The sequence below is a fragment of the Curtobacterium sp. MCSS17_016 genome (assembly GCF_003234255.2).
GTDB classification, from domain to species: domain Bacteria; phylum Actinomycetota; class Actinomycetes; order Actinomycetales; family Microbacteriaceae; genus Curtobacterium; species Curtobacterium flaccumfaciens.
Genome location: NZ_CP126254.1, coordinates 3,094,857 through 3,121,137 on the forward strand (window position 1 = coordinate 3,094,857; position 26,281 = coordinate 3,121,137).

Sequence of the window (26,281 nt, forward strand, 5' to 3'; positions counted from 1 at the left end):
GACCCGGATCGGTTGCGGGCCTTCTACGCCGCGCTCTTCGGCTGGGACTCCCCGGCGGGTGCCCCGGTCGCCGCAGCCGTCTCCGACCAGTCCTCGTACTCGTTCCTCGACCCGGTGCCGGGCGCCGGACCGGTCGCGGGCGGCATCGGCGGTGGCCCGGAGTTCACAGCCCACGCGGTGTTCTACGTCGGGGTCGAGGACGTCGCTGCGGCGCTCGCACGTGCCGAGGACCTCGGCGGCACCGTCGTCCTGCCGGCGCAGCGCAACGAGGGCGGCGGTGTCACGATCGGGCACTTCCACGACCCGGCGGGCAACCTGGTCGGCGTGGCAGGACCCCGCTGATGGGTCCCCTGGACCTCGATCACGCGTGCCGTCGGTGTTCTGAGCACGTACGGCTCATCGCGCACCTCCCGATCTGGGGGTGAAGGCGGCTTCCAGAATGGCGTGAGCCCCCAGTACTGTCCTCCTGAACGTCCCTCATTTCAGGAGAGTAAGCATGTCTGGTCCGTACGCCCCGGGTACGCCGTCTCCATTCCCCATGCAGCCACAATCCCCGCGGTCGCATCCGGCGAAGGGCCTCGCTACGGCGGCACTGGTGTTGGGCATCATCTCCGTCGTTCTGTCGTTCGTTCCAGTCGTTCTGCATCTCGGTTTCGTGCTGGGCGTACTCGCGTTGGTCTTCGGAATCTTGGCGCTAGCTCGCCGAGTCAGAGCCGGAGTGACGGGGACAGTCCTGGGTGGAATCGGGGTGGTACTCTCGCTCGTGTTCGGCACCGTCTACGGTCTCACCGCGTTCAGCTCTGCGCCTTCTGCTGTACAGGCGACGAGCGCCGCCGATGCGACCGACGACGCTGCAGACAGCGCGCAGGTCGAGGTTCCCGATGTGGTGGGCAAGACCATCGAGGACGGAGCCGCTGCATTGACAGATGCGGGCTTTGTCCCGGAAACGAGCGACGCCGACTCATCCGCGGGGATCGCCAGCCAGTCTCCTGCCGCAGGTCAACGAGTAGCGAAAGGCTCGACAGTCCGACTGACGCCGGCGGAAGCGGATGGTTCCAGCGCCAATTCCCCCGCTCCTGTCGGCACGAAGTTCCAAATGACCAGCACGAACCGTCTCGATGACACTGAGACTGACTACACACAGTGGATCGACGGGTACAACGACAACTACACCTCCGCGAACGAGTACGAGCAACCTGACGCGAACATGAAGTACGTGGTGCTCACGGTGCACGTCACGGCGTCAACTGCCGGGGTCGACGCGAGTTCTGCAGCATATGACGTCGCTCTGGCGGCAACCGACGGTGCTGTGTACGACTCGACGTACCTCAGCGACGTAGAGGAGATGCCGAGCGTGACGCTCGGTGCTGGTCAGAGCGCGACCGGCAAGGTCGTGTTCGAGGTCCCCAATACCTTCCACGGCGGAATCGCATCGTTCGGTGACGGGAGCGTCTTCGTGAAGACGAACTGACCACTCTCGCTCCACACGACCCGTGTTCCGGGGCGCCGAACCACGAAGAACGCCTCGGCCCCCGTGACGCCCGAGACGTCCTCGGACCGCATCTCCTACGCTGACCCCATGACGTCGCAGTCGGAGTCCCTCGCCCGCAAACGCATCGGGCTCGTCGGCGCGGGCGGCATCTCGTTCGCACACCTGCCCGGGCTCCTGCGCCTGGGCGACGTCGTGGTGCACGCTCGCGAGGGCGCCCACGAACTCGCCGCCGCGTTCACCGACACCGCCCGGGCCGAGGGCAGCACGATCACCGTCGCCGACAGCCTCGACGAACTCCTCGCCGCGGTCGAGGTCGTCGACGTGGTGGTCCCGACGCACGCTCACGCCGAGGTCGTGCGTGCGGCGATCGCGGCCGGCAAGGACGTCGTCTCCGAGAAGCCCCTGGCCCGGACCGACGCGGACGCGGCGGACCTGGCAGCCCGCGCTGCGGACGCAGGCGTGCAGCTCTACCCGGCCCAGGTGGTGCGCTGGTTCCCCGCGTACGCGCGCCTGCACGAGGCCGCGACCACGGGCCTCCTGGGCGACCTGGCGGTGTTGCGGTTCTCGCGGTCCGGTGCCTTCCCCACCCACGTCCCCTGGTTCGGCGACCGCGCCCTGTCGGGCGGGATCGTGATGGACCAGATGATCCACGACCTCGACATCGCGCGCTGGGTGGCGGGCGAGGTGACCCGGGTGGCGGCGGTGAGCGTCCGCGCGGGTTCCGAGGCGGAGCCGGTCGAGGCGGCGCACGTCCTGCTCACGCACGAGTCGGGTGCGATCAGCCACGTCGCCGGGCTGTGGGGGCCGCAGCACCTGACCTTCACGACCGAGTACTCGGTGACGGGGACGCTCGGCAGCCTGTCGCACTCGTCCCGGGCCGAGGAGGACACCCGGAGTGACCTGGCGGCACCGGCTTCCGTGGACGGTTTCCTGCCGGCGGTGGACCCGGCGGACGATCCGTACGCGCTGGAGCTCGCCGACTTCCTCGCCGCGTTCGACGGTGGTGCACCGCCCCGGGTGGCCGTGGACGACGGCGTCGCCGCGGTGCGGATCGCGAACGCGGCGATCGCCTCGATCGAGTCCGGCCAGCCGGTGGAGGTGTCGCGGTGACGCTCCGGGTCGGGGTGCTCTCCTTCGCCCACACGCACGCCATCAGCTACCTCGGCGCCCTGGCAGCGATGCCCGACGTCGAGGTGCGCGGCACGGACCCGGGCGGGACCTCGACGGGGACGGAACTCGGCGACCTGCGCGGCGCCGAACTGGCCCGCGCGCTCGGCGCCGGGTACGCGGACTCCGTGGACGAGCTGCTCGCCTGGGGCCCGGACGCCGTGATCGTCACGAGCGAGAACGCGCGGCACCGCGAGTTCGTCGAGCTCGCGGCGGCAGCGGGGGCACACGTGCTCTGCGAGAAGCCGCTCGCGACCTCGTGGCAGGACGGCCTCGCCATCCGCGAGGCGGTGGACCGCGCCGGGGTGCTGCTCATGATGGCGTTCCCGGTGCGCTTCGCCTCGGCGTTCGACCGGCTGCGCGCGACGCGGGACTCGGGCGCACTCGGCACGGTGTTCTCGGTGCGGGGCGCGAACAACGGCATGCTCCCGCTCGCCCGGGACTGGTTCACCGACGTCCGACTGAGCGGAGGCGGCGCCCTCGTCGACCACGTCGTGCACGTCGCCGACCTGATCGACGGGCTGACCGGAGCGGCACCGGTGTCCGTCACCGCCGTCACCAACCGGGTGCTGCACGCGGACCGCGCGAACGCCGAGACCGCGGGCCTGGTGACCATCACGTACGACGACGGCACGATCGCGGCGATCGACTGCTCGTGGAGCCGACCGGACACGTCGCCGGTGTGGGGCGGGCTGACGCTCGACGTCGCCGGGACCGGTGGCACGGTGTCGGTGGACTTCTTCGGGGCGGCTGCTCGCGGGCTCGACGCGGTCGGGGGCCGGCCGATCGAACTCCGGTACGGACCCGACCACGACCTGCCGATGCTCCGGACGTTCCTGGCGGCCGTGGGGTCCGGGGAGCAGCCGCAGCCGGACGTCGGGGTCGGACTCCGGACGCTGTCGATCGTGCTGGCGGCGCAGGAGTCGGTGCGGACGGGCAGGACGGTGCCGGTGCAGGTCGCGGACTGAGCGCTGCCCTGCTCCGCACCGCCGCCACCGCCCCGCGCTACGCTCGTCCCGATGCGCGCAACCGTGCGGGACGTGGCCGCCCTCGCCGGGGTGTCCCCGAAGACCGTCTCCAACGTCGTCAACGGCGGCGTGGTCGTGCGCCCGGAGACCCGCGAACGCGTCGAGCGCGCGGTCGCCGAGCTCGACTACGTGCCGAACCTGTCCGCCCGCGGGCTCAGGAACGGCCGCTCCGGAGCCATCGCGTTGACGCTGCCGGAGATGGGCAGCGCCTACTCCGCCGAACTCGCGCAGTCCTTCGTGGAACTCGCCCGCGAACGCGGCTGGGTCGTGCAGCTCGAGCAGACCGGCAGCGACCCGGCCCGCGAACGCGAACTGGTCTCCCGTGCCCGGGCACACCTGGTGGACGGGCTCATCCTCAACCCGGTGTCCCTCAGCGCGAGCGTCCTGGCCTCGACCGAGGGGCTGCCGCCGACCGTCGTCATCGGCGAGGTCGAGCCCGAGCACGTCGACCAGGTGCACGTCGACAGCCGCGCGGCAGCCGAGCAGGTCACCGAACACCTCATCGCCCACGGGCACCGGCGCATCGCGATCGTCGGCGCGTCACCCGAGGGCGCCGCGACGGCGACGAGTGAGCTCCGCGAACGCGGCTACACCGCCGCGCTCGCCGCCGCCGGCATCACGCCCGACCCGTCGCTCCGGGTCCCGCTGCCGTCGTGGACCACGAGTTCCGCGGCGACGACCTTCGCGGCCTGGCTCGACGAGCACCCCCTGCCCGACGCCGTCTTCGCCTTCACCGACTCGATCGCGTTCGGGGTGCTGCACGTCCTGGCCGCCCGCGGGGTCCGGGTTCCCGAGCAGGTCAGCGTCATCGGGTTCGACGACGTCGACGCGGCCGCGTACGCGATCCCGTCGCTCAGCACGGTGTCGTTCGACCGTCGGGCCTTCGCGACGGCGGCGCTCGACCTGCTGACCCGACGGATCGCGGACCGCGCGGCGGCGCCGGAGACCGTCGTCGTGCCGCACCGGATCGTCGAGCGCGCGAGCGTCGGCGACCGCCCGCGCTGACGCTGCTGCCGCGCCGCTGCCGCTGCGGCCGCCGCGCCGTTTCGCGCTGACCGACACCTCACGCGGCCGCGCGCCCACGAAGTGTCGCTCAGCGCGAAAGACCGCCAGCGCCGCCGCCGCCAGCGCCGCCGCCAGATCTGGAGCCGGAGCCCCCGCCCGGGTCCGCCGCCGCCAGCACCGCCGACCGAGTCCGCGCATCGCCGAGGATCCGGAAGTGCCCTCCCACCGGCAGCCGCACGTTCGTCGCCCCCTGGAGCTCACTCCCCTCGGGGATGAGCGTGTCGAACACCCCGTACACCGAGGTGATCCGCGCGTTCGCGTCGAGTTCCCGCGCCAGCCCGGCCAGCACCGGGTCGGCCGCCCGGAACGCCCGCAGGTGCGGCACCGGCGCGAGCCGCGCGTAGACCGAGCCCGCGAAGGGCGTCGAGACCGCGACCATCCGGTCGATGCGCTCGTGCTGGTCGAGCTGCGTCATCGCGTACTTGCCGATGAGCCCGCCCTTGCTGTGTGCGAGCACGAGCACGTTCCGCAGGTCCTGTTCCTCCAGGGTCGCGATCACCTCGCGCGCCGAGTCCGGCACGGGGCGCAGGTTGTGCCGCAGGACGGGCAGCACGTGCACCGGGTGTCCCCGATCGTGGAGCGCGTCCATCAGCGGCCGCATGAAGTGCCAGGTCTCGTAGACACCGGGGACCACGACGACGGGCTGCCCCGCGCCGGACCGGTAGTCGTCCGCGGTGGTCGGGCCGAAGCTGCGCACCTGCCACCTGGCGGCGTACCCCCAGTCGAGTGCGGCCCACCACGCGCGTCGCACCAGCGGGACACGGCCTGGAGGCCCGGATCGCGCCGTCCGCGCCGCCTCCGTCCCCGACGTGGTCGGCCGGGTCATCGCAGCCCCTCCAGGCGCTCGGCGCTGCGGAACGTCTCGAGGAGGCGTGCGAAGGCGTCCGGCTGCCGTTCCTGCACGTGGTGCGGGCCGTCCAGTTCCACGAAGGTGCCGTTCGGCGCAGCGGCCGCGACCCGAGCCGACCAGTCGTGCCGCGCGATCGGGTCCTGGGTGCCGCGGACGACGAGGACGGGCTGCGTCACCTCGGTGATCGTCCGCTCGGTCGGGTAGCGGAGCATCGGCCCGAGCTCACGCGTGTACTGCCGCATGCTCCGCAGGTAGTCGGTGACCAGGACGCCGTTCATCCGGACCCCCTCGACGAACCCGTCGCGGCCCAGGTCGAGCGCCTGCAGCGGGAGCGATCGCCGCTCGGAGTCGATCACCGGACCGACGAGCACGATCGCCGCGACGGTCTCCGGGTGGCGCCGGGCGGACTCGACCACGACCTGGGCACCCATCGACTGCCCGACGAGCACCAGGTCGCCGTCGACCAGGTGGCGGACCGCCCGAACGACCACGTCGCCGAGCTCCTCGATGGGCAGCCGCCGACCGGCCGCGGGCAGCCAGCCGAACCCCGGCAGGTCGACGCTGATCGTGCGGTGCTCGGCGGCGACGGCGCGCTGCGACCGAGCGAAGGACCGGTGCGACATCCCGATGCCGTGGACGAACACGACGGTGGGGTCGGTGTCGTCGCGGACCGGCTCTCGCGCCGCCATGGTGTGCAGGCGCACGGGCAACCCGTCGATCCGGACGGTCTCCACAGCAGCGCGCACGAGCCGAGGCTACGCGGCGGTTCGCAGCACCGGGTCAGCCTCGTCATCGGCTGCGCATAGCCGGGCCGTGTGCACTCCTGGCATGAGCGACACCACTCCCACCAACGGCCACGAACCGGACGGCTCCGACCGGGCGAACCGGGCAACGGCTCCGACCGGCTGGGGCGCCGCCCCGACCCCGACGTCGACCTCCACGCTCGACGCCCCGGCGCCGCAACTACCACAGCAGCAGCAACAGCCGCAGCCGTACCGCGCGGACGCCGGCGCCGGCACCCCGGGCGCCTGGGACTCCACCGCCCCGAACGGCGCCACCCCCTGGTACGGAGCCGCAGCCGGCGCCGCGAGCCCGACCAACCGCCGCAGCACCGGCCCGAAGCCCCCGTGGTTCTGGCCGCTCCTCGCCGCGATCGTCGGACTCGCCGCACTGCTCGTCGGCGGAGGCGTCGGGTTCGCCATCGGCCACGCGATCGGTGCGGACCGGACGCAGTCGACGACGCAGGTGCCCGGCACGAACCGGTTCCCGGGCAACGGCACCGGCCAGGCCCCCGGCAGCACCGACGGCACCGGGAGCTGACCGGCGGGTACGATCCGTCCCATGCGGAAGACCACTGCCGGTCTGTTCACGTCGGTCGACGGCGTCGTGCAGGACCCCTACGAGTTCCAGTACGACAGCTTCGACGACGAGCTCGGCGCGGCCATGGGTGCCTTCATGGCCCGCACCGACACCGTGCTGCTCGGCCGGAACAGCTACCTCGAGTGGTCCGAGTGGTGGCCCGCCCACCCGGAGGACCCCTTCGGGCAGTGGATCAACCCGATCGAGAAGCACGTGGCCTCCACCACGCTCGGCGACGACCTGACCTGGCAGAACAGCACGCTGATACCGGGCGACGTCCCCGCGTTCGTCCGCGACCTGCAGCAGCGCGACGGGGCGGACATCGCCGTGTGCGGCAGTGTCACGCTCGTCCGCAGCCTGCTGTTCGCCGGGGTCCTCGACGAACTGCAGCTCATGATCCACCCGGCGATCGCCGGCCGTGGCCGGCGACTGTTCGAACCGACCGACCCGCCCACGCGCCTGCGTCTGGTCGGCAGCACCGTGACGAGCAAGGGGAACGTGCTGAACACCTACGGGCGGTTCGACGCCTGACGGACGCACCACGGGCCTCCCGGCCTCTGCCCGTCATGCGCCCCGGCAAACCGCGCGTACCCTCGTGGGTGACCATCCGCACCCGAGGAACACCGGAGCAAGCATGACCCAGGACACCCGCCCGCACGTCGTCATCGTCGGCGGTGGATTCGCCGGTGTGGCCGCCATGCGGGAGCTCGCCGACGCGCCGGTCCGGGTGACCCTGGTCGACCGTCACGTCTACAACATGTTCCAGCCCCTGATGTACCAGGTGGCGACGGGCGGCCTGAACGCCGGCGACGTGACGTACTTCCTGCGCTCGCTCCGGGCCCGCCAGTCGAACGCCGAGTTCCGTCACGGCCTGCTCACCGGCATCCGCACCGACGAGCGCATCGCCGAGATGTCCGACGGTGAGCACCTGCACTACGACTACCTGATCCTCGCCAACGGCGTGAACACGAGCTACTTCGGCACCCCCGGTGCGTACGAGTACGCGTACTCGATGTACTCCCGCTCGCAGGCACTCCGCATCCGCGACGAGCTGTTCACCCGGCTCGAAGAAGCGGCGGCCAACCAGGGCCCCGACGAGATCCGCATCGTGATCGTCGGTGGCGGTGCGACCGGTGTCGAGATGGCCGGTGCGCTCGCCGAGCTCCGCGACCAGGCACTCGTCGGCGCGTACCCGGAGATCGAACGCGGCAACATCTCGATCACCCTCGTGCACCGCAGCGGCGAGCTCCTCAAGCCGTTCGCCCCGCGCCTGCGCCGTTACGCCGCCAAGGTGCTGCGCAAGCGCGGTGTCGTGCTGCGGCTGAACACCGGCGTCTCCGAGGTCAAGCGCGACGGCGTGATGACCGCGGACGGCGAGTTCATCCCCGCGTCGCAGGTGATCTGGGCGACCGGCGTGGCCGCGCACAAGGAGGTCTCCGGCTGGGGCCTGCCGCAGACCCACGGTGGCCGCATCCAGGTGAACGACGACCTGAGCGTGAAGGGCGCCGAGCGGATCTTCTCCGCCGGTGACATCGCCGCGCAGGACGACGCCCTCGCCCAGCTCGCCCAGCCGGCGCTGCAGGGCGGACGGCACTCGGCGCGGCAGATCGTGCGCCTGCTCGAGGGCAAGGCCACCGAGCGCTTCAAGTACTTCGACAAGGGCACCATGGCGACGATCGGCACGAACGCCGCGGTCGCCCAGCTGCGCGGCGGGATCACGATGGTCGGCCCGGTCGCCTGGCTGGCCTGGGTGTTCGTGCACATCACGAGCCTGCTCGGTGCCGGCAACCGGATGTCGACCCTGACCCACTTCTTCGTCCGCTACGTGTGGTTCATGCGGAAGCGATCGATCCCGATCGTCGGCGACGTCCGCCCGGTGCGCCCGAACGGCGACCGCGAGCCGGACCCCTGGCAGCTGCAGAAGGCCGAGTAGCCGCCGAGGTCGCTCGCACGCTCGCATGGTGAGCAGGAACGGTCGGGTCCGCACGTCGGACCCGACCGTTCCTGCTCACCATGTGCATGCGGTGGACGCGGGGCGCGACGGCCAGGAGGCGCGGTGCGGGCGGGCCACGGGCCTCCCGGCCGGCGCGTGGTGCGCGGGGCTGGCGCCGACGCGTGGTCCGGACCCACGGACCGGCCCCGCTCGTTGAGACTCCTCTTACCCGCGAGGAGGACCCTGGTCGGCGACACGCAACCGAGCAGCGCGGGGAGGGACCATGGCGACGACCACGCTGACCCACGCGCCGACGCAGGCGCAGCCACAGCACCGCACGGCCACCCCGGCGCACTCCGGAGCAGGCACGCAGCAGGCTCCGCCACCCCCGCTGACGCACCGCGCACCCGCGCTCGACGGACTTCGGACGCTCGCCATCCTGATCGTCGTCCTGTACCACCTGCACGTGCCGCAGTTCGAGGGCGGCTTCATCGGCGTGACGGTGTTCTTCGTGCTGTCCGGCTTCCTCATCACGACGCTGCTGCTCGGCGAACGGCGTCGCACCGGGCGGGTGCGCCTCGGCTCGTTCTGGGTGAAGCGGCTGCTCCGCCTGTACCCGGCACTGCTCGCGTTCGTCGTCGTCGGGCTGCTGCTCTGGAACTGGGTCGGTGACTACAAGGGCGCCTCGCTGTCGTCCGGCGAAGCGGCGTTCATCGCGCTGACCTACACGGGCAACCTGTTCCGCGCCTTCTGGGACACGTCGCAGGGCGTCTTCGCGCACACGTGGAGCCTGTCGATGGAGGAGCAGTTCTACCTGGTGTGGCCGCCGGTCCTGGTCCTGCTCGCCGCGCTCCGGGGCGGCCGCTGGCTCCTGGCGGGGCTCGGGGTCCTGGTCGTCGGGGCGTCGGCGGTGTCGTGGGCGAGCTACCGCAGCCCGAGCGGCGGTGCCACGCCCGACGTCTACTTCTCGCCCGTGCTCGGGGTCGTGCCGCTGGCGATCGGCTGCGGGCTGGCCCTGCTGCTCGACGACGAACGGGTGCGCGTGCGGGCCGCCGGGGTCCTCGGGCACGTGGCGACCTGGCTCGGTCTCCTGCTGCTGGTCTGGGTGCTGCTCTGGATCGACGACGACTGGACGCAGCACGCGTCGACGTTCGGCATCGTGCTGCCGCTGACCGGTGTGATCGCGGCGGTGGCGATCGGCGGGCTGGTCTCGGTCCGCTCCCCCGTGTCCGCCGCCCTGGCCTGGACGCCGGTGTCGTGGTTCGGCCGCCGGGTCTCGTACTCGGCGTACCTCTGGCACCCGCTGGTGATCGCGCTGCTCGGCACCTTCGCGATCGGCGCCTGGGGCACGGTCGGCCTGGTCGGCGCGGTGGTGATCGTGTCGATCGGCGCCGCCTACGCCGTCGAGGTGCCCGTCGAGCGGTTCCGCGCTCGGGTCCGAGCGGGTCGCAGTGCTGCGCCCCGGCCCGCGCTCGCGCTCGCGCCCGCGCCCGCGCCAGCGCCAGCGCCCGCGCAGCACATCGAGTGAGCAGAAGACGTCGAGTACAGCCCGCTGACCCGACGTCTTCTGCTCACTGAACGCCGCGGCGAACGGTCACCGTAGGCTCGGTCCGTGCCCATCGAACGCGTCGACGTCCTCGTCGTCGGCGGCGGCCCCGTCGGGCTGTTCCTGGCGGCACTCCTGGCGGCGCGGGGCGTCGACGTCCGGGTGTGGGAACGCCGCGCGGAACCGCCGACCGGTTCGCGGGCCATCGGCATCCACCCGCCGTCCCTCGACGCGTTCGCCGCGATCGGCCTGGACACGGCGGTGCTCGCCGAGGCGTCGCTGGTGCACGCCGGCGTGGCCCGGAGCCGCGGTCGGACCCTCGGCACCCTGCGCTTCGACCGCGCGTCGCCGACCCACCCGTACGTGGCCACCCTCGACCAGCACCGCACCGAGTCCCTGCTCCGCGACCGGCTCCGGGCCAGCGCACCGAGCGCCCTGCGGACCGGGACCACCCTGACCGCACTGTCCCGGCACCCCGACCACGTCGACGCCACCGGGACCGGACCGGACGGCGACACCGTGACGGTCCGTGCGGCCTTCGTCGTCGGGGCCGACGGTGCCCGGAGCGCCGTCCGCGACCTGCTCGGCATCGGCACCACCGGCCGGGAGTACCCGGACCGCTACGTGATGGGCGACTTCGCCGATCCCGAGACACCGTCGGCCCGGTCGGCCGCGCTGGTCGACGTCGGCCCGGACGGGGTGGTCGAGTCCTTCCCGCTGCCGGGTGCGCGTCGCCGGTACGTCGCCCTGGTGCCGGACGACGACGCGTTCGCCTCGGCCGAGGGCAGCTGGACGGGCACGCCGGACCCCGCGGTCGTCGCACGCCTGGCCGCACTCGTCGCCGAGCGCACCGGCGTCGTCCCCGACCCCGCGACCTGCTCGATGACCAGCGGCTTCCGGGTGCGCCGCCGCACCGCCGACCGCGTGGGCGTCGGCCGAGCCGTGCTCGTCGGGGACGCCGCCCACGAGATCAGTCCGATCGGCGGGCAGGGCATGAACCTGGGGTGGCTCGACGCCGCCGAGCTCGCGCCGCTGCTCGCCGGAGCGGTCCGCACCGGCACGGCCGGTCCGTGGCCGGGCTACGCCGCCCGCCGCCAGGCAGCCGCCCGCCGCGCGGCTCGGCAGGCCGAGGCGAACATGGCACTCGGCCGTCCGCTCGGCCCCGTCACGGCGACCGGCCGGGAGGCGCTGCTCCGGACCGCCCTGTCCCTGCCGACCGCGCACGGCTTGGCCCGGCTCTACGCGATGCGCTGGGCCTGAAGGCTCACGTCCGGCGCACAGACGCACCGGCGCACCGGCGCAGTCGCGGAGTCGCGTTCCGCGTCGTCAGGCGACGAGTCGCGCGCCCGCGAAGCCGAGCTCGACGACGAGCACGAGGGACGACGCGATGACCAGCCGGAACAGGGCGCGTGAAGCCCGTCCTGCGAGCACCAACCGGACGCCGACGACGGCGAGCACGGCCACCACGACGGCACCGAGGACCGCGAGCACGACGCCGAGGCCCCGCACCGGGTCGTCGCCGAGGACCTGTCCGCCGAGCACCAGCGCTGCAGCGACGACGAGCGAGGCGAACGCGACGATCCCCGCGCCGCGGAGCCCGAGGCGATGCGGGAAGCCCCGCACGCCGGTGGCGGCGTCGTCGACCAGGTCGGGCAGCACGTTGGTGCAGTGGATGGCGATCCCGAAGACGGCCCCCGTGGCGATCGCCCACCACTCCGGCCACTGTCCCTCGGGCCCGGCCGCGACGGACACGACGGGCAGCAGCCCGAAGGCGACCACGAACGGCGCCACCGACCACACCGAACGCTTCAGCCCGGCGTCGTAGGCCCACCCGGCGGCGACCAGCACGAGGTGCGCGACCGCGGCGACCGGCCCCAGGAACAGCGAGAGCACCACGGCGATCCCGGCGGTGGCGTACGCGGCGGTACGGACGGTGCCAACGGCGATGAGGCCGCGGGCGACGGGCTTGTCGCTCCGCCCGACGGCCCGGTCGCGGTCCGCGTCGATCCAGTCGTTCGCCAGCCCGATGGACAGCTGCCCGGCGACGACCGTCAGCGCCACCAGCACCACGAGCCACACGGGGTGCCCGACGGCGGCGGCGATCACCGCTGCGAGGACGGTCACGGTGACCGTGGGTCCGGGGTGCGACGACGCGAACAGCAGACGCGCGGTCGACGGGGTGCGGCTGGCGGTCACCCGGTCAGCGTACGGATCGCCCCTGCGCGGTCGTGAGGCGGATCACGGAACCGCCGTCACCTCGACGCTGAACCGGTCGACGAGCTCGCGCTTGAGCACCTTGCCGCTCGGGCCGAGCGGCAACGCCTCGAGGACGTGCACCACCCGCGGGTACTTGTACGCGGCGATCTCGGCGGCGACGAAGTCGACCAGGACCTGCGGCTCGACGGACGCGCCGGCGTGCAGGACCACCGCGGCCTCGACCTCCTGCCCGTGCACCGCGTGCGGCACGCCGAAGACCGCGGCCATCGCGACGTCGGGGTGGGTGGCGAGCACTTCCTCGACCTGCCGCGGGTACACGTTGTAGCCGTTGCGGATGATCATGTCCTTCGTGCGGTCGACGATCGTCAGGTACCCGTCGTCGTCCTTCGTGCCGAGGTCACCGGTGCGGAACCAGCCGTCGACGATGGCCTCGGCGGTGTCCTCGGGCCGGTCGAGGTACCCGTTCATCAGGTTGTGGCCGCGGATCACGAGCTCGCCGATCTCGCCGTGCGGCAGCATGACGATCGCGTCGCGGACCTCGGGGTCGGCGATCTCGACGTCGATGCCCCACACCGCCGTACCGATGGTGCCGGGCCGCGGCGGTTGCCCGACGTGGTTGAAGGTGGCGACCGGCGAGGTCTCGGTCAGTCCGTACCCCTCGTGGATCGGGGCGTCGAAGACCTGCTCGAACCGCTCGAGCACGGCCAGCGGCAACGAGGCACCGCCGGAGATCGCGTACCGGAGCGTCGGACGGGCCTCGGACCGGGTCGCAGCGTCGAGCAGCGCCATGTACATCGTCGGGACGCCCATGAAGATGCCGCAGCCGTGCTCGACCATCGCGGCGAGCGCCGAGTCACCGTCGAACTTCGGCAGCATGACGAGCGTCGCGCCGGTCCGGAAGCCGGTGTTCATCGTGCAGGTCTGCCCGAACGTGTGGAACAGCGGCAGGGCGCCGAGCAGGACGTCCCCGCGGTGCATGTCGAACGTCGTCATCAGGTTGGTGTTGACCTGTTCGAGCAGCGCGAAGTGCGAGCCCTCGGCACCCTTGGGCTGGCCGGTGGTGCCGCTCGTGTACAGGATCGTGGCGGTGTCGAACGGGTGCCGCGGCACGTAGGTGTCGAGCGGTTCGCTCTGCGCGGCCAGGGCCTCGAGCCGGTCGGGGCCGGCCGCGGACCCGTCGTCGGCTGTCGCCGGCGCGAGTACGGTCACGACGTCGACTCCGGCGAGCTCGGCACCGGCGGCGCCCTCGCCGAGCAGCGGGGCAGCACAGACGAGCAGTGTCGCGCCGCTGTCGCGCAGGACGTACTCGATCTCGCGGCGCTTCAGCAGCGCGTGCACGGGCACTGCCACCGCGCCGAGGGCCAGCGTGGCGTAGTAGACGCGGGGGAAGTCCGCGACGTTCGGCACGAGCATCGCCACCTTCGCCCCCTCGGTCACGCCCCGCGCGCGGAGTGCCCCGGCGTAGGCCAGGGTCTGCGCCCACAGCTCGGCGTAGGTCGTGCGGACGTCGCCCACGATGACGGCGACGTCGTCCGGGTAGCGCGCCGCAGACTCGGCGAGGATCGCTGCGACCGACGCGGTCGCGCGGGTGGTGTGGGTGTCGTGCATGCCCGTCTCCGTCTTCGTCGACGACCTCGTCGTCGTCACCGCCGATCCTACGGCCCGACCCGGTGGACCGGTCAGACAGGCTCGGCCCGGCGGACCGGTCAGGCAGGCTCGACCCGGCGGACCGGTCAGGCGGCGGACGCCGCAGGTTCCCGCCGACGGAGGAGCACCCCGGACGCCAGGGCGATCCCGAGCAGGACGACGAGCCCGCCGACGGGCTCGTTCCACCGCACCCGCTCCCCCAGCACGAGCACACCGAGCGCCACCCCGACCACCGGCGTCAGGTACGTGACGGTGGAGGCGCGGCCGGCGCCCCACGCCTGCACGAGCCGGGTGTTCCAGGCGTAGGCGAGCCCCGTGCCGACGCAACCGAGCGCGACCATCGCGGCCACGATCCTCCCGTCCAACTGCACCGGACCGGTCGCGATGACGGGCGCGACCAGCAGGAGCATCCCGGAGGCCAGCGTCAGCTGGACCGTCGCCAGGGTGACCGGGTCGTACGCGCTCGCCACGGCGACGCGGCGCAGGTAGGCGAGCCCGATGCCGTAGGACGCGGTCATGCCGAGCAGCGCGACCTGCCCCGGCACGCTCGCCAGGACCTCCGGGTCGGTCAGGACGTCCCACGGGCCGACCAGCACGAGCACCCCGACGATGCCGAGCACGATCCCGAGCACCTGCCGTCCGCGCAGCCGTTCGGACGGCACGAGCACCGCGAGTGCGGCCAGCGTCATGATCGGGGTCGTCGCGTTGTAGATGCTCGCGAGCCCGGACGGCACCGTCTGCTCAGCCCATGCCATCAGGGACGACGGCACCGCGTTGAGGAACACCGCGACGACCGCCAGGTGCGCCCAGGTCCGCGGTTCCCGGGGCCAGCGCCGGCGGGTCGCCAGGAGCACCACGACCAGCGTGACCCCACCGAGCACGGTCCGCACGGTGGCGACCTGCTGCGGGGCGAGACCGTCGAGGCCGATCTTCGCGAAGAGGAAGCTCGATCCCCAGGTCAGTGCGACGAGGGCGTAGAGGAGGGCGTTCACGTGGCCTAGTGTCGGACCACCGGGCGACATGCGGCAAACGCATGTCGCTCATGCCGCCATGAGGAGGACGCATGACCGTCTCGGTCCAGCAACTGCGCGCGTTCGTCGCCACGCTCGACGCCGGGTCCTTCACCGCAGCGGCCGCAGCGCTGGGCGTCGGGCAGTCCGCGGTGTCCCACGCCGTCGCCGGGCTCGAACGCGAGGTCGGCGGCCCCGTGGTGCGCCGCGGCACGGTCGCCGCCGCCACACCGCTGGGCGACCGCCTGCTGGCCCACGCCCGCAGCGTGCTCGCCTCGGTCGAAGCCCTGGAGGCGGTGGTCCGGCCCGCCACGGCGCGCGGCACCGTGCGCCTCGCCGCCGTCCCCACCGTCTGCCAGGGCCTGCTGCCGCGGCTCCGCGAACTGTGGGCGGTGACCCTGCCCGACGTCGACGTGCAGGTCTACGAGGGGGACGACGACGAGATGCCGGAGTGGCTCGAGGCCGGCACCGTCGACGCCGCCGTGCTCGTCGACCCCTCGCCGGTGCCCGACGGCGGCGTGGTCGTGGCGCGGGACGAGATGGCCGCCGTGATCCGCCGCGACCACCCTCTCGCCGAACTGCCCGCGCTCACCCTCGACGACCTGCACGAGGACGGTCTGGTGGCGGGCGGCGGTGGCTGCGAGTACCAGATCCAGAAGCTCCACGAGCTCGACGGCCGCCCGTTCCGGTACGCCCACCGGGTGCGGGAGATGAGCACGATGTTCGGGATGATCCAGCGGGGCGAGGGCGTTTCGATCGTGCCGACCCTGGGCCGCGGGATGCTGCCGCCCGACCTCGTGATGATCCCGATGGCCCGGCGGCTCGAACGGACCCTGGTGCTGAGCGGGCCGTCGTCCCGTGCGTGGCACCCGTTGGCGCGGGCCCTGGTGGACGCGGTCTGAGACACGGGGCACCTCCGAGCCCCGACCTCCGACCTCCGACCTTCGGCGGATCCGCTCGTCGACCCGGCTCCCTAGGCTCGGGGCATGACCTCGACCGCGCTCCCCGCCGTGCCGCTCGGGCAGCGTGTGTGGTCCCAGACCTGGCGTGTCGCCGTCGCGGCCCTGACCGGGCTGCTCACCGCGGGGCTCGTGTGGCCGACGATGGACACCCGTGGGTGGAGCGACCTGCACGTCGGCGCACTGATCCTCGGCGATGTGGCTGCCGGTCTGGCCGCCCTCGTCCTCCTGCCGTTCCGGCACCGGGCACCGTTGCTGATCACGGTCGTCATCGCTGCACTCAGCTCGGTCTCGACCCTGGCGGTCGGGGCGGCCGCGATCGCCACGGTGTCGCTCGCCACCCGGCGCCGGGCCGTCGAGCTCGCCGTCGCCGGTGCGGTGCTGCTCGGTGCCACGGTGCTCTACGACGTCGTCCTGGCGCCCCCGGCCGACGACATGCCGCTCTGGCAGATCTTGGTCGCGGGCGTCGTCGGCATCGCCCTGCTCGTGGTCATCGGCATCGCGATCGGGCAGCGCCGGGCGCTCCTGCTGTCGCTGCGTGAGCGGGCCGCCCTGCTCGAACGCGACCAGCAGCTGCGCGAGGACCGTGCCCGCGAGCAGGAGCGCGCCCACATCGCCCGCGAGATGCACGACGTCCTGGGCCACCGGCTGTCCCTGGTCGCGCTGCACGCCGGTGCCCTCGAGTACCGCGGCCCGGGGCTCACCCCCGACGAGACCGCCGCGGCGGCCGGGGTCGTGCGGGCCGAGGCGCACTCCGCGCTGACCGACCTGCGCGACGTCCTCGGGGTGTTGCGCGACCCCGCGGCGACCGGCGGCGACGAGGTCACCGGCACCGCGCCTCCGCAGCCGACGCTCGTCGACCTGCCCGCCCTGCTCGACCAGGCGCGTGCCGGCGGCGCGACCGTCCGGGCACGCGTCGACGCCGACGGCGCAGCGGTGCCGACGGCAGTCGGCCGGCACGCCTACCGGATCGTGCAGGAATCGTTGACGAACGCCCGTCGGCACGCCCCCGGACAACCCGTCGACGTGGTGGTCGAGGCCGTCCCCGGTCCCGGGGTCCGGGTGGTGGTGTCGAACACGCTGACCGACGGACCTGCGCACGCGGACGCGTCCGGGCACACGGCCGGGCACGGCCTGCGCGGGCTCGCCGAGCGCGCCCGTCTCGTCGGCGGGAGCTTCCGCGCCGGCAGCGACGACGGACACGTGCACGTGGTCGAGGCGGTGCTGCCGTGGACCCCGTGACCGCTCCCGTCCGCGTCGTCCTGGTCGACGACGACCAGCTCGTGCGCGTCGGGCTCCGCATGCTCCTCAGCGGCGACGACGGCCTGGTGGTCGTGGGCGAGGCGGGCGACGGGCTCGAAGCCGAGGGCGTCATCGCGTCGACCGCGCCCGATGTCGTGCTCATGGACATCCGGATGCCCCGGTGCGACGGACTCGTCGCCACCGAACGCGAACTGCGCCGACGACCCGACCTGGCCGTCCTGGTGCTGACCACCTTCGAGGGCGATGACCTCGTGCTCGGGGCGCTGCAGGCCGGCGCCCGTGGGTTCCTGCTCAAGGACACCCCGCCGCACGAACTCGTGCAGGCCGTGCGGACCGTCGCGGCCGGCCGCTCGATCCTGTCCCCGTCCGTGCTCGACCGGGTGATCGCGTTCGCGGCCGGACCCCGCTCGGGCCAGGCGGCCGGTGGCCCGGGCGGCGCACCGGCAGGGCCACCGGTCGATGCCGCTGCGGACGACACCGAGGCACGCCGGCTGCTCGCCCTGCTGACCGAGCGGGAGCGGGAGGTCGCACTCGCCGTGGCGAACGGGGCATCCAACGCGCAGATCGCCGCCGACCTGTACGTGGGCCTGGCCACCGTGAAGACGCACGTCGGGCACGTGTACGAGAAGTTCGGCGTCGAGAACCGGGTGCAGCTCGCACTCGTCGTGCACGCGGCCCGGCGGGGAGAACCGACCGCGTGACCGCGTGACCGCGTGACCGGGTCGCCGGGTGATCGTCGGCTGAACGGTCGACGGTGCCCCCTCGGCAGGATGGACCGATGGCCGAGACGCACGTGAAGACGTTCACCACCGCGGACGAAGCGGCAGCCGAAGCCGCCGGACTCGCCTGGCTCGCCGAGGCCGAGGACACCGGAGGCACCCGCATCGCCCGCGTGCTCGGGCGCCCGACCCCGACCGTGCTCGACCTCGAGCTGATCTCCGACGGCTCCCCCACCGCCGCCCAGGCCGAGCGGTTCGGCCGGTCCCTCGCACACACCCACGCCGCCGGTGCCGACCACTGGGGTGCGCCGCCCGCCGGCTGGACCCGCGGTGCGGCGCTGCGGATGGGCCGCTCGCGCACGCCGTTCGTCGCGGCCGAGCAGGCACCGGCGACCTGGGGCGAGTTCTTCGCCGAGTACCGCATCCGCGACTTCGTCCGCCGCATCGTCGACGCGGGCGGGTTCGACCACGCCGAGGCCGCCGTGTTCGAACGGGTCGCCTCGCGCGTGCAGGACGGCACGCTCGGGTCGCCGCAGCCCGCGCTCGTCGGGGACGGACCTGCGCGCCTGCACGGTGACCTGTGGGCCGGCAACGTCCTCTGGCCGACGGACTCGTCCGAACCAACCGGCGCCGTGCTCATCGACCCGATCGCGCACGGCGGGCACGCGGAGACCGACCTGGCACTGCTCGGGCTGTTCGGGCTGCCCCGGCTCGAGACGGTGCTCGCCGCCTACGACCGGGAGTCACGGCTGGCCGACGGCTGGCAGGAGCGCGTCGAACTCCACCAGCTCGCGCCGCTGCTGCTGCACGTGTTCCTGTTCGACGGCTCGTACACCGGGGCCGCACTCCGGGCAGCGCGGCGGTACGCCTGACCCCTCGCACCGTGCTGCCTCGCTCACCCCGTGCGAGGTTGCCCGCCCCGGTGCCGGCGCCGCACCGTGCGGCCTCGCTCAACCCGTGCGGGGTTGCCCGCACCGTGCAGCGCTACAACCGCGCACCGAGCAGGCGACGCCGCACGGACCGAACAACAGCGCACCGTGCGCCGCGCCGCCGCCCGCCGGCCAACCGCGCACCGTGCGTCCTTAGCCCGCCCACAGCCGGCGCAGTGCAGCAGTCGGGGAACGCCCCGGATGCTCATCGACATGACCACGTACCCGATACCCGTGACCGACCGACGCGACCCCGCGCGCAGTGCCGCCCGGGATCGGCGCCGCCCGCCCCTCGCCCGGCTGTTCCTCGGCGAGCGCGAGGACGCCCGCTGGCTCCGACCGGCGTTCTGGGCGCTCCTGGCCGTGACCGCCGTGGTGTACCTGTGGGACCTCAGCGTCTCCGGGTACGCCAACAGCTTCTACGCCGCCGCCGTGCAGGCCGGCACGAAGTCGTGGGAGGCGTTCTTCTTCGGCTCCCTCGACTCGTCGAACTTCATCACGGTCGACAAACCACCCGCCTCGCTGTGGGTGATGGTGCTGTCGGCCCGACTGTTCGGCTTCTCGAGCTTCAGCCTGCTGCTCCCCCAGGCGCTGATGGCCGTCGGCTCCGTCGCCCTGGTCTGGGGCACGGTCCGCCGCACCCTGGCCCGACTCGGTGCCACCACCGCGAACGTCGGCGCGCTGCTCGCGGGCTTCGTCGTGGCAGCGACCCCGGCGGCGGCGCTGATGTTCCGCTTCGACAACCCGGACGCCCTGCTCGTCCTGCTGATGACCGCCGGGGCGTACTGCACGGTGCGGGCGCTGCCGAAGGGCAGCTGGAAGTGGATCGCGCTCGCCGGGGTCGCCCTCGGGTTCGCGTTCCTGACGAAGATGCTGCAGGGCCTGCTCGTCCTGCCCTCCTTCGGCCTCGTCTACCTGTTCGCCGCCCGCACCGGCTGGGGCCGGCGCGTGGTCGGCCTGCTCGTCGCCGCCGGCTCCCTCGTGGTGGCCGCCGGCTGGTGGGTCGTCGCCGTGTGGCTCTGGCCCGCCGAGTCCCGTCCGTACATCGGCGGTTCGACGAACAACACCGTGCTCGACCTGGTGTTCGGCTACAACGGCCTCGGCCGGATCTTCGGCGGTTCGGGCAACGGCGGCGGAGGCGGCGGCACGACCGGCGGCACCGCCGGAGGCTCGTTCGGCGGCTCGACCGGCCTGAACCGCCTGTTCTCGTCCGAGATGGGGCTCGAGATCTCGTGGCTCCTGCCCGCGGCGCTCATCGCCCTGGTCGTCGGGCTGGTCGTCGTCGGCCGTCCGCACCTGGCCGATCCCGCACGCGCCGGACTGGTCCTCTGGGGTGGCTGGCTCCTGGTCACCGGACTCGTGTTCTCGTACATGTCGGGCACGATCCACCCGTACTACACGGTCGCCCTCGCCCCGGCCATCGCCGGACTCGTCGGTACCGGCGGCGCCCTGCTCTGGCACGCACGAGCCCGCTTCGTCGGCCGCCTCGGCCTCGCTGCGATGATCGGTGTCACCGCGTTCTGGGGCTGGTGCCTGCTCAACGAGAACCCGACCTGGCTGCCGTGGCTGCGCTGGGTGATGCTCGCCGGCGGGCTGCTGTCCGCGGCACTGATCGTCATCGGCAGCGTGCCGTCGCTGCGCCGACTCGTCACGGTCGGCGTCCTCGCCGGCACCCTGTTCGGCCTGTCCGGCACCACCGCCTACGCCCTCGCCACGACGACCGTCGCGCACTCCGGTTCGATCCCGAGCGTCGGTCCGGCGGGCAGCAGCTCCGGTGGGATGGGCGGCGGCACCGGTGGCTTCCCGGGAGGCACGGGCGGACCGGGTGGGTCGACCTCCGGCTCCGACGACGGCGGCTCCGACAGCACGTCGGACTCCCAGCAGGGTCCCGGCGGGACCCCGCCGGAGGGCGCGTCCGGCGAGGCGCCGGCGATGCCGGACGGCACGTCCGGTACGGCACCGGGCAGTGGGCAGGACGGCACGGACGACGCGACCTCCGAGGGTGGGTCGGGGACGGGCCTCCAGGCCGGGGGTGGTGGCGAGGGCGCGACGACCTCGTCCGCCCTGCAGGAGCTGCTCGAAGCATCCGACGCGAAGTGGGCGGCCGCTGTCAACGGATCGCAGTCGGCCGCGCAGCTCGAACTCGACACCGACACCGCCGTGATGGCGATCGGCGGCTGGTCGAGCGACCCGGCGCCGACGCTCGCGCAGTTCAAGACCTACGTCGCCGACGGCGACATCGGGTACTACGTTTCGTCCGGCTCCGGCGGCGGCATGGGCGGCGGCTCGTCGACCGCGTCGGCGATCCAGGAGTGGGTCGCGGCGAACTACGAGTCGACGACCGTCGGTGGCCAGACCGTCTACGACCTGAGCAGCACGGAGTGACCGGCGACGAGGGCGCGGTGGATAGGCTCCGGGACATGCCCGGCACCCCGCTGCAGCGCACCGACGGCTCCCCCGTCCGCGCCCTCGTCGTCGACGACGAGCACGCCCTGGCCGAGGCCGTCGCCCTGGCGTTCGCGGGCGACGGCTGGGCCGTGCGGTCGGTGCACCGCGGGCGCGACGTGCTGTTCGCGGCCCGGGAGTTCCAGCCCGACGTGATCGTGCTCGACGTGATGCTGCCGGACATCGACGGGTTCGAGGTGCTCGAACGGCTCCGCGACGCCCGCGACGGCGTGCGGGTGCTGTTCCTCACCGCACGCGACGCCCCCGAGGACCGGCTCGCCGGGCTGACCGGCGGCGGCGACGACTACCTGACCAAGCCCTTCGGCATCGAGGAGCTGCTCGTCCGTGCGCGGATCCTGGCGCGCACCTCGGCCCGGGTCGCTGCGGCCGGGGCGAGCGCCGAGGTCGTGGTCGGGGACCTCCGGCTCGACGAGGACGCCCGCTCGGTCAGCCGTGCCGGTGACCCGATCGAGCTCACGCCGACCGAGTACGAGCTGCTGCGGCACCTGGCCCGGAACGCCAACCGGGTGCTGTCCCGCGAGCAGCTGCTGGCGAGCGTCTGGGGCATGGACTTCGGCACGTCGTCGAACCTGGTGGACATGTACGTGTCGTACCTGCGGAAGAAGCTCGACGCCGGACGTGAGCCGATGCTGCAGACCGTCCGTGGGGCGGGGTACGTGCTCCGGCCGGCGACGTGAGCCGGCCCGGGCGCACCGGGCGTGTGCCGTCGTTGCGCTGGCGGATCGTGGCGGCCGTGGCCCTGCTGCTCGTGGCGACGAACGTCGTCGTGGGGGCGGTGACCGTCGTCGCGTTCCGGGGGTACCTGGTCGACCGGCTCGACGCGGAGCTGTCGACGGCGGCGATGCGGACCGTCGGCGGACGGGACGGGGCCGAACCGCCGCCGGGGTCGTCGTCCTCGTCCTCGTCGTCGTCGTCGTCGTCGGACTCGGATGATCTGCCGGATCCCGACAACGCCTTCATCGGTGCGCCGGGGCAGTCGGCGGGCACGGTCATCGCCATCGTCCGCGACGGCGACCTGGTGCTCGGTGGCTACACCGACGGGGACGGTGACCAGCGCCGCCTGACCGCGGCGCAGCAGCGGACGCTCGCCGCGGTGCAGACCGGCGGCGACCCCGTGACGGTCGAACTCGGCGCGCTCGGGGACTACCGGGCGCAGGCGGTCAGCGACGACGGCGACCTGTTCGTCACCGCGCTCCCCCTCGGTGGCCTCGACGCCGCGATCGCCCGGTTGCTGCTCGTCATCGGGGTCGTCACGGTCCTCGGGCTCGCCGTCGCCGCGTGGGCGCTCACGGTGCTCGTCCGTCGATCGCTCCGTCCGCTCGAACGCGTCGCCGCGGTGGCGTCCGGCGTGACCGCACTCGACCTGGAACGCGGAGACCCGGACATCCCCGTCCGCGTCTCCGACTCCGACCTGCGCGCGAACCGCGAGGTCGCGCAGGTCGGCAACGCGCTGAACCGGCTGCTCGGTCACGTCGCCCGGGCGCTCACCGTGCGTCGTGACGCCGAGGCCGGCATGCGGACGTTCGTCGCCGACGCCTCCCACGAGCTGCGGACCCCGATCGCCACCGTCCGGGCGTACGCCGAGCTGTCGGAGCGGACCTCGGACCTGGACGCCGTGCACCGCAACGTCGAACGGATCGGACGTGAGGCCGTCCGGATGGGCAACCTCGTCGACGAGCTGCTGCTGCTCGCACGGCTCGACGCCTCGGCCCTGGCGTCGGGGGCGCCGGCGTCGCAGGTCGTCCGCGAACCGGTCGACCTGACGTCGCTCGTCGTCGACGCCACGATGGACGCCCGCGCGACGGCGCCGGACCACCGATGGACGCTGCAGATCGTGGACGACCAGCCGGTGCTCGTGGCCGGTGACGAGGTGCAGCTCCGACGGGTGGTCACGAACCTGTTGACCAACGCCCGGACGCACACGCCGCCGGGGACTGCCGTCGTGGTGTCGTTGCAGTCGGTCCCCGGGTCGGGGTCTGCGTCTGCGTCTGCGTCTGCGTCTGCGTCGGACGGTGCCGTCGTCCGCTTCGTCGTCGCGAACGACGGGCCGCCGATCCCCGCCGAGTCACTGCCGACCCTGTTCGACCGGTTCACCCGGGGTGAGGCCTCGCGCTCACGGGAGCACGGCACGAGCGGTCTCGGGCTGGCGATCGTGCGGGCCGTTGTCATGGCGCACGGCGGCAGCGTGCGGGTCGCGTCCGAGCCCGGCCGGACCGCGTTCACCGTGGACCTGCCGGCCTCGGGCGCTTCGTGAGCAGAAGACGTCGGGTGCCGCGACCGCACTCGACATCTCCTGCTCACCGAGTGCCGTCCCGGTCGCATACTGGTCGGAGAACGCCGGACGAGGAGGCCCCGTGACGAACGCGTACGACAAGCTCCCGGGCCGCCCCGACCCCGCCGACCTGGTGGTCGAGGTCCCGGCCTTCGAGGACGACCGCCCCCAGCCCGAACCCGCACCGCCCGCCGCGGCGCCGGAGCTCGTGGCCGCGACCGAGTTCGCGCGCTCCTCGCACGCACCGCCCACGATCCGCCGGACACAGATGCGGGCGGGCGCCTGGATCGCGGGCGTCCCGATCGCGGCGCTCGTGGTCGTCGCGATCGTGCAGATCCTGCTGCCCCGCTGACCGAGAGCGTCACTGATATGTAGAGTGGTACACCGTGGGGACGCGGTGGTGACGACAGCGACCCCGCGCGTCAGCGTGTGCTTCGAACGGGACGAGACACTCGTCCGCAAGGACCGACAGTGGATCGTCGAGGCGACGCGGGACTCGGGTGGCGCCCGTCTGGTCCACCGCCACGAGACGGCTGCACACGAGCCGCTCCTGGCACTGCCGGATGCAGTCGGGTGGGCGTGGGCGAAGGGCGGCGACTGGAGACGTCGTTGTCCACCGGAGATCACCGTGATCGACGTCTGAAACGCGCAGAACCCGAGCGCCCAACCGTCCGGATGGGTCTCGGGTCCACTTCTCGAAGCTCAACGCAACGAGCACGATCACGCTACCACCGCGCCATGTCACACGCCAGGACCGGCAGACGATGGCACGGCGATCGGCCGTCGTCCGGATCGTCAGACGATCGACCAACGTCGAGTCCCATCGCGTGCATCCGCGTCGGAGCGCACGCAGGCTGGGTCCTGTCCGAGCAAGACGACCCGAACGGGTCACCACTGCAGAGATGGGAAACACGATCATGAACTCGTTCAAGCGCAAGTCCGTGAAGCTCCTCGCCGGCACCGCCCTCGGTGGCGCCGTCATCGCCGGGGCGTTCGTCGCAGCCCCCGCGCAGGCCGCCGAGCCCGCGCCGCCCAGCACCTCGTCGTCCGTCGGCGGCAGCGTCAACGTCAACCTCGACCCGGTCGCGATCGTCAACGCGATCAAGGACGCGGTCAACGACCAGAGCGACCGCGGCGGTGCCGTCCAGGCGGCGCTCGACGTCGGCTACTGGAACGCCGGCAACCCCGACCGCCTCACCGTCGCGGTGGTCAACAAGAACCAGGACATCACCGTCGAGGGCGACGTCGCGGACGCCCAGTCGATCGACATCAAGGGTGGCAACTACGTCATCTACTGGTTCAAGGGCCCCGGCAAGGTCACCAACAACGGTGACGGCGGCTGGCTGAACTGGGGTGTGTTCGGCAACATCGAGCGCATCGACAACGTCATCCACGTCAACGGCGGCTGACTCCCCCGTTCGTTGGCGACGCCCCCTGGGACCTCGGTCTCAGGGGGCGTCGCCATTCGACCGCGCCGCTTCGATCGCCGAGGGCCGGTTGCGTGCAGCCAGCACGAAGTCCCTCCGAGACCGGATCCAGCCCCGGACGAAGGCGACCGACACCAGCGCCGTCCGGTTCGGCGCGTTCCAGGACTTCATCAGCCGGCCGAGGTGCCAGGCAACGGCCTGTCGGCTGTAGGCGGTCTCCTTGGCGATGGCGTCGTTCGACAGACCACGGGCGGCGAGCGCCAGCATCCGTTCCTCGGTCTCGTCCAGGCCGGGCGCCGATGCCACCAGGTCGATGTCGTCGGTGCCGAGCGCTGTCGTCGCGTCCGCCGACGCCCCTCCGCGGTGCTGCGCCCAGGCCTCCGCCCAGCACGAGCCGAGTTCGTGCGCCACGAGTGATGCCCGGCTCATCGCGAGCATCGTCCGGCCGGCGTGGTCGATCGTCGTCGCGTGCTCGCGGGTGGCCGTGTGCATGACGAGGGCGAAGACACGGATCGCGGGCAGGGCGCCGCGGAGCACGACCGAGACGTCGACCTGCGGGTCGTCGGCGCTGGCGGCTGCGACCTCGCGGAGCCGCACCAGGCACTCCGGGTCGAGCGGCTCCCCACGCTCGACCGCGCGCAGTGCCGCGGGGAGCACGAGCGGGACGATCTGCTCGTACCGACGCCGGAGCCAGTCGTGCCCGTCGGGTCGGATGCCGTGCAACGGTGGCGCGAGCAGCAGCTCCGTGAACTCCGGGCACCGCTCGTCGAGCGCCAGCCCCAGCCGCTCCCCGGGGAGCAGCACGGCCGTCCGTCGTGCGTCGTCGCGCTCGGTCGTCATCGTGCGTCGAACGTATCCGGACAACAGGTGTCGTGTCCGCTGCGTTCACGTGGTGTTCGTTCTTACCCGGGCCACAGCGCCCTGCCTCGGCC

The 26,281-nt window shown here is 72.9% G+C and carries 25 protein-coding genes and 1 pseudogene; 20 read left to right on the forward strand and 6 right to left on the reverse strand.

The features are described 5' to 3' along the window. Positions 1-9 precede the first annotated feature (9 nt). The 5 genes and pseudogenes from DEJ19_RS14560 to DEJ19_RS14580 all read left to right on the forward strand — a co-directional run. Positions 10-342, forward strand: a pseudogene (locus tag DEJ19_RS14560) (VOC family protein); the annotation flags it as partial. 253 nt (positions 343-595) lie between these two features. Next, a complete protein-coding gene (locus DEJ19_RS14565) occupies positions 596-1,471 on the forward strand; it encodes a PASTA domain-containing protein (RefSeq protein ID WP_181441498.1) in 876 nt (291 codons plus the stop codon). A 108-nt stretch (positions 1,472-1,579) separates the two neighbouring features. Beyond that, complete coding sequence (locus DEJ19_RS14570) at positions 1,580-2,602, forward strand: Gfo/Idh/MocA family protein (RefSeq protein ID WP_111232944.1); 1,023 nt, start codon at positions 1,580-1,582, stop codon at positions 2,600-2,602. Then, the gene (locus DEJ19_RS14575; RefSeq protein WP_110864090.1) at positions 2,599-3,627 is read left to right on the forward strand and encodes a Gfo/Idh/MocA family protein; all 1,029 of its coding nucleotides are present in this window, start codon (positions 2,599-2,601) and stop codon (positions 3,625-3,627) included. The genes DEJ19_RS14570 and DEJ19_RS14575 overlap by 4 nt, the downstream gene beginning before the upstream one ends. A 51-nt stretch (positions 3,628-3,678) precedes the next feature. Next, a complete protein-coding gene (locus DEJ19_RS14580; RefSeq protein ID WP_111232918.1) occupies positions 3,679-4,692 on the forward strand; it encodes a LacI family DNA-binding transcriptional regulator in 1,014 nt (337 codons plus the stop codon). 88 nt (positions 4,693-4,780) lie between these two features. Here DEJ19_RS14580 and DEJ19_RS14585 read toward each other — a convergent pair whose 3' ends face one another. After that, positions 4,781-5,578 (reverse strand): esterase/lipase family protein, encoded by a 798-nt coding sequence (locus DEJ19_RS14585; RefSeq protein WP_349775273.1) that lies wholly within the window; start codon positions 5,576-5,578, stop codon positions 4,781-4,783. Then, complete coding sequence (locus DEJ19_RS14590) at positions 5,575-6,348, reverse strand: alpha/beta fold hydrolase (RefSeq protein ID WP_146248302.1); 774 nt, start codon at positions 6,346-6,348, stop codon at positions 5,575-5,577. The genes DEJ19_RS14585 and DEJ19_RS14590 overlap by 4 nt, the downstream gene beginning before the upstream one ends. 82 nt (positions 6,349-6,430) lie before the next feature. Here DEJ19_RS14590 and DEJ19_RS14595 point away from each other — a divergent pair, with 82 nt between their 5' ends. The 5 genes from DEJ19_RS14595 (at position 6,431) to DEJ19_RS14615 (ending at position 11,700) form a co-directional block, all read left to right on the forward strand. Beyond that, the gene (locus tag DEJ19_RS14595) at positions 6,431-6,922 is read left to right on the forward strand and encodes a hypothetical protein (protein WP_111232917.1); all 492 of its coding nucleotides are present in this window, start codon (positions 6,431-6,433) and stop codon (positions 6,920-6,922) included. 21 nt (positions 6,923-6,943) lie between these two features. After that, entirely contained in the window at positions 6,944-7,492 is a 549-nt protein-coding gene (locus tag DEJ19_RS14600; protein WP_111232916.1) for a dihydrofolate reductase family protein, read from the forward strand. A gap of 103 nt (positions 7,493-7,595) precedes the next feature. Continuing rightward, positions 7,596-8,894, forward strand: a complete 1,299-nt coding sequence (locus DEJ19_RS14605; protein WP_071406544.1) for an NAD(P)/FAD-dependent oxidoreductase — start codon at positions 7,596-7,598, stop codon at positions 8,892-8,894. Between the two features lie 283 nt (positions 8,895-9,177). Then, positions 9,178-10,422, forward strand: coding sequence for an acyltransferase family protein (locus DEJ19_RS14610; protein ID WP_111232915.1), 1,245 nt, complete (start codon positions 9,178-9,180; stop codon positions 10,420-10,422). 84 nt (positions 10,423-10,506) lie between these two features. Next, a complete protein-coding gene (locus DEJ19_RS14615; protein WP_258377372.1) occupies positions 10,507-11,700 on the forward strand; it encodes an FAD-dependent oxidoreductase in 1,194 nt (397 codons plus the stop codon). A 66-nt stretch (positions 11,701-11,766) separates the two neighbouring features. On the opposite strand, the gene DEJ19_RS14620 is transcribed toward DEJ19_RS14615, so the two are convergent. The 3 genes from DEJ19_RS14620 to DEJ19_RS14630 all read right to left on the reverse strand — a co-directional run bounded on the left by DEJ19_RS14620 (position 11,767) and on the right by DEJ19_RS14630 (position 15,296). After that, positions 11,767-12,636, reverse strand: a complete 870-nt coding sequence (locus DEJ19_RS14620) for a UbiA family prenyltransferase (protein ID WP_111094519.1) — start codon at positions 12,634-12,636, stop codon at positions 11,767-11,769. Between the two features lie 42 nt (positions 12,637-12,678). Continuing rightward, positions 12,679-14,265, reverse strand: a complete 1,587-nt coding sequence (locus DEJ19_RS14625) for a long-chain-fatty-acid--CoA ligase (RefSeq protein ID WP_111232942.1) — start codon at positions 14,263-14,265, stop codon at positions 12,679-12,681. A 125-nt stretch (positions 14,266-14,390) separates the two neighbouring features. Then, positions 14,391-15,296 (reverse strand): DMT family transporter, encoded by a 906-nt coding sequence (locus tag DEJ19_RS14630; protein ID WP_111058037.1) that lies wholly within the window; start codon positions 15,294-15,296, stop codon positions 14,391-14,393. Between the two features lie 71 nt (positions 15,297-15,367). On the opposite strand from DEJ19_RS14630, the gene DEJ19_RS14635 reads away from it, so the two are divergent. The 10 genes from DEJ19_RS14635 to DEJ19_RS14680 all read left to right on the forward strand — a co-directional run bounded on the left by DEJ19_RS14635 (position 15,368) and on the right by DEJ19_RS14680 (position 25,331). Continuing rightward, positions 15,368-16,216 carry a LysR family transcriptional regulator gene (locus tag DEJ19_RS14635; RefSeq protein ID WP_071406548.1) on the forward strand — a complete coding sequence of 283 codons (849 nt, stop codon included), beginning with the start codon at positions 15,368-15,370 and terminating at the stop codon, positions 16,214-16,216. Between the two features lie 84 nt (positions 16,217-16,300). After that, positions 16,301-17,515: a sensor histidine kinase gene (locus tag DEJ19_RS14640; protein WP_111232914.1), complete on the forward strand. Its 1,215-nt coding sequence runs from the start codon at positions 16,301-16,303 to the stop codon at positions 17,513-17,515. Further along, positions 17,503-18,237 (forward strand): response regulator transcription factor, encoded by a 735-nt coding sequence (locus DEJ19_RS14645; protein WP_111232913.1) that lies wholly within the window; start codon positions 17,503-17,505, stop codon positions 18,235-18,237. The genes DEJ19_RS14640 and DEJ19_RS14645 overlap by 13 nt, the downstream gene beginning before the upstream one ends. A gap of 77 nt (positions 18,238-18,314) precedes the next feature. Continuing rightward, positions 18,315-19,127 carry a fructosamine kinase family protein gene (locus tag DEJ19_RS14650; protein WP_111232912.1) on the forward strand — a complete coding sequence of 271 codons (813 nt, stop codon included), beginning with the start codon at positions 18,315-18,317 and terminating at the stop codon, positions 19,125-19,127. A gap of 270 nt (positions 19,128-19,397) precedes the next feature. Next, the gene (locus DEJ19_RS14655; protein WP_258377371.1) at positions 19,398-21,569 is read left to right on the forward strand and encodes an ArnT family glycosyltransferase; all 2,172 of its coding nucleotides are present in this window, start codon (positions 19,398-19,400) and stop codon (positions 21,567-21,569) included. Between the two features lie 35 nt (positions 21,570-21,604). Further along, the gene (locus tag DEJ19_RS14660) at positions 21,605-22,327 is read left to right on the forward strand and encodes a response regulator transcription factor (RefSeq protein ID WP_111030747.1); all 723 of its coding nucleotides are present in this window, start codon (positions 21,605-21,607) and stop codon (positions 22,325-22,327) included. A 56-nt stretch (positions 22,328-22,383) separates the two neighbouring features. Continuing rightward, on the forward strand, positions 22,384-23,904 hold the full coding sequence (locus DEJ19_RS14665) for a sensor histidine kinase (RefSeq protein WP_111232911.1): 1,521 nt from the start codon (positions 22,384-22,386) through the stop codon (positions 23,902-23,904). A 100-nt stretch (positions 23,905-24,004) separates the two neighbouring features. Next, positions 24,005-24,274: a hypothetical protein gene (locus tag DEJ19_RS14670; protein WP_071406090.1), complete on the forward strand. Its 270-nt coding sequence runs from the start codon at positions 24,005-24,007 to the stop codon at positions 24,272-24,274. A gap of 48 nt (positions 24,275-24,322) precedes the next feature. Then, entirely contained in the window at positions 24,323-24,565 is a 243-nt protein-coding gene (locus DEJ19_RS14675; RefSeq protein WP_146250635.1) for a hypothetical protein, read from the forward strand. 259 nt (positions 24,566-24,824) lie between these two features. Beyond that, entirely contained in the window at positions 24,825-25,331 is a 507-nt protein-coding gene (locus DEJ19_RS14680; RefSeq protein WP_245165815.1) for a hypothetical protein, read from the forward strand. Positions 25,332-25,370: 39 nt separating this feature from the next. Here DEJ19_RS14680 and DEJ19_RS14685 read toward each other — a convergent pair whose 3' ends face one another. Further along, positions 25,371-26,189, reverse strand: coding sequence for a helix-turn-helix transcriptional regulator (locus DEJ19_RS14685; RefSeq protein WP_111232909.1), 819 nt, complete (start codon positions 26,187-26,189; stop codon positions 25,371-25,373). Between the last annotated feature and the right edge of the window lie 92 nt (positions 26,190-26,281).

Excerpts from the sequence above, each read along its gene's own strand:
- DEJ19_RS14685 (WP_111232909.1), bottom strand. The coding sequence starts at position 26,189 with ATGACGACCGAGCGCGACGACGCACGACGGACGGCCGTGCTGCTCCCC.
- DEJ19_RS14585 (WP_349775273.1), bottom strand. The coding sequence starts at position 5,578 with ATGACCCGGCCGACCACGTCGGGGACGGAGGCGGCGCGGACGGCGCGA.
- DEJ19_RS14600 (WP_111232916.1), top strand. The coding sequence starts at position 6,944 with ATGCGGAAGACCACTGCCGGTCTGTTCACGTCGGTCGACGGCGTCGTG.
- DEJ19_RS14680 (WP_245165815.1), top strand. The coding sequence starts at position 24,825 with ATGGGAAACACGATCATGAACTCGTTCAAGCGCAAGTCCGTGAAGCTC.
- DEJ19_RS14640 (WP_111232914.1), top strand. The coding sequence starts at position 16,301 with ATGACCTCGACCGCGCTCCCCGCCGTGCCGCTCGGGCAGCGTGTGTGG.
- DEJ19_RS14595 (WP_111232917.1), top strand. The coding sequence starts at position 6,431 with ATGAGCGACACCACTCCCACCAACGGCCACGAACCGGACGGCTCCGAC.
- DEJ19_RS14655 (WP_258377371.1), top strand. The coding sequence starts at position 19,398 with ATGACCACGTACCCGATACCCGTGACCGACCGACGCGACCCCGCGCGC.
- DEJ19_RS14610 (WP_111232915.1), top strand. The coding sequence starts at position 9,178 with ATGGCGACGACCACGCTGACCCACGCGCCGACGCAGGCGCAGCCACAG.
- DEJ19_RS14625 (WP_111232942.1), bottom strand. The coding sequence starts at position 14,265 with ATGCACGACACCCACACCACCCGCGCGACCGCGTCGGTCGCAGCGATC.
- DEJ19_RS14660 (WP_111030747.1), top strand. The coding sequence starts at position 21,605 with ATGCCCGGCACCCCGCTGCAGCGCACCGACGGCTCCCCCGTCCGCGCC.
- DEJ19_RS14650 (WP_111232912.1), top strand. The coding sequence starts at position 18,315 with ATGGCCGAGACGCACGTGAAGACGTTCACCACCGCGGACGAAGCGGCA.
- DEJ19_RS14580 (WP_111232918.1), top strand. The coding sequence starts at position 3,679 with ATGCGCGCAACCGTGCGGGACGTGGCCGCCCTCGCCGGGGTGTCCCCG.
- DEJ19_RS14605 (WP_071406544.1), top strand. The coding sequence starts at position 7,596 with ATGACCCAGGACACCCGCCCGCACGTCGTCATCGTCGGCGGTGGATTC.
- DEJ19_RS14635 (WP_071406548.1), top strand. The coding sequence starts at position 15,368 with ATGACCGTCTCGGTCCAGCAACTGCGCGCGTTCGTCGCCACGCTCGAC.
- DEJ19_RS14570 (WP_111232944.1), top strand. The coding sequence starts at position 1,580 with ATGACGTCGCAGTCGGAGTCCCTCGCCCGCAAACGCATCGGGCTCGTC.